2 protein-coding genes are annotated in these 2,016 nt (G+C 71.9%); one reads left to right on the top strand and one right to left on the bottom strand.

Features of this window, described 5'->3' with window-relative positions; genetic code table 11:
* Window positions 1-1,120 (bottom strand): MFS transporter (locus AOK01_RS39940; protein WP_055520541.1); only part of this gene is annotated, 1,120 nt, incomplete at its 3' end.
* Window positions 1,121-1,259: 139 nt separating this feature from the next.
* On the opposite strand from AOK01_RS39940, the gene AOK01_RS39935 reads away from it, so the two are divergent.
* The coding region (locus tag AOK01_RS39935; RefSeq protein WP_055520543.1) for a LacI family DNA-binding transcriptional regulator at window positions 1,260-2,016 on the top strand (757 nt) is incomplete at its 3' end.

Raw genomic sequence — 2,016 nt, 5'->3', positions numbered from 1 at the left:
CCGCCACCCCCGGCACGGCGAAGCCCCACACCACTCCGCCCCACTCCACGACCGGCCCCGCGACACCCATCCCGACCGACGCCCCCACCGTGAACGTCGTCACAAGCCACGAGAACGCCTCCGTGACCGTCCCCCTCGGCGCCTGCCGGTCCACGATGATGAACGCACAGGCGAGACAAGGCGCCAGGAAGACACCCGCAAGCGCCACCAGCGCCGTCATCGCGACCGCACCCGGCACCAGCATCAGCGGCAGATAACACACCGCCAGAAGAGCCACCAGCACCCGCAGCCGCCGCTCCGGCACACCACTCCACCGCCGCGCCCCGTAGACCGTGCCACCCACGAGCGCACCGAGCCCCAGCGCCGCCATCAGCCAGCCGTACGTCACATCACCCCCGTGATCGTCCGCGTACGACACACCCGCGACCGTGATGGAACCGAGCGCGACACCGACAAAAAGAAACGCCCCGAGCAGCGCGACGAGCCCCGCCGAACGCAACGCGCCGAGCCAGTGCGCCTCACGGGGCGCCGAACGCCACGCGCGCGAGGGTCCCGAGACGACCACCGAGAGAGCACCCAGGACACCGATGACGTTGACGACGATCAACGCCGCCTGCGCCGACCACAGGGACACGCACAACGTCACCAGCAACGGCCCCACGGTGAACATGACTTCCTGCGCCACGGCGTCCATCGCGTACGCCGTGTGCACCTGGCCCTCCTTGTGCAGGACCGAGGGCCACAGCGCCCGCAGACCGCCCTCCAGGGGCGGCGTGAAGACACCGGCGACCGCCATCAGGACACACGCGAGCGGAACCGACCCCGTGCCGGTCAGCGCGAACACGGTCACGCCCAGGGCGGAGACCAGCGCGGCGGGCAACTGGACCCGCGGCTGCCCGTACAGGTCCACCAGACGGCCGAGCAGCGGCTGGCCCACGGCGTTGGACACTCCGTAGACCGCGGTGAGCGCCCCGGCCAGGCTGTAGCTGCCGCCCTCCGCGCGGACGAAGAGCACGACGGCGATGGCGCCCGCGGCATTCGGCAGCCGGCCCACCAGAGTGCCCACGAGCAGCCGTGCGGCATGCCTCGTCCGGAGAATCTCCAGATATCCCGCGGCCATGTCCTGCCCCTCTCGGCTCCGCCCCGCCCGCAATCCCTCGTCCCAGGGCGTCGCGAGCATCGGAAGTTGTACGTATAACGTCGCGCGTCATACGTACCATGTGCGCTGTCCGCGAGTCCAGCAGAAAGACAGGTCGACGGTGGCAGCAGCCAGCCCCCGCCCCACGAGCCGAGACGTCGCCCAGGCCGCCGGGGTGTCCCAGGCGGCCGTCTCCCTGGTACTGGGCGAGAAATGGCACGGCCGCGTCTCCGAACGAACCGCACAGCGCGTACGGGAAGCCGCACGCGACCTCGGCTACCGCCCCAACCTGGCGGCCCGCAACCTCCGCCTCGGCAGCACCCGCACCGTGCTCCTCGTCGTACCCGTCCTGACCACGGAATTCTTCGCGGGCGTCTACACCGGCGCCGCCCGCGTTGCCGGCCGGCACGGATTCGGCGTGGTCCTCTACCCCTCCCCCGAGGGCATCGGACCCGCCCGGGACCCCTTCGCCTCCGCACAGGCCGCCCTCGACGGCGTCATCGCCTCCTCCATGGCCGCCGACGCCCTCACCGCCATCCGCGGCGACCAGCTCCCCCTGGTCATGCTCGACAGCGACCCGGCCGCCGGCACCGGCGCCACCACCGTCAACCTCGACATCCGCGACGGCGTCCGACAGGTCGCCGAACACCTGCTGACCCTCGGACACCGCCGCTTCCTGCACCTCGCGGCGGACGTCCCCTCCTGGACCTTCGACATTCGCGCCCGCGAACTCGCCGCACGCCTGGCCACCGTCCCCGGCACCGAACTGCGCACCACCGCCGCCCCCCTCTCGATCGACGCCGCCAGAGCCGCCACGGAAACCGCCCTCTCCGCCCCCGGCCCCCGCCCCACAGCCCTCGTCTGCGACGACGACAAAC

The sequence above is a fragment of the Streptomyces aurantiacus genome, from assembly GCF_001418335.1.
GTDB classification, from domain to species: domain Bacteria; phylum Actinomycetota; class Actinomycetes; order Streptomycetales; family Streptomycetaceae; genus Streptomyces; species Streptomyces aurantiacus.
The sequence above is the reverse complement of the archived record's forward strand: the minus strand, read 5'-3'. Positions and strand labels throughout refer to the sequence as shown.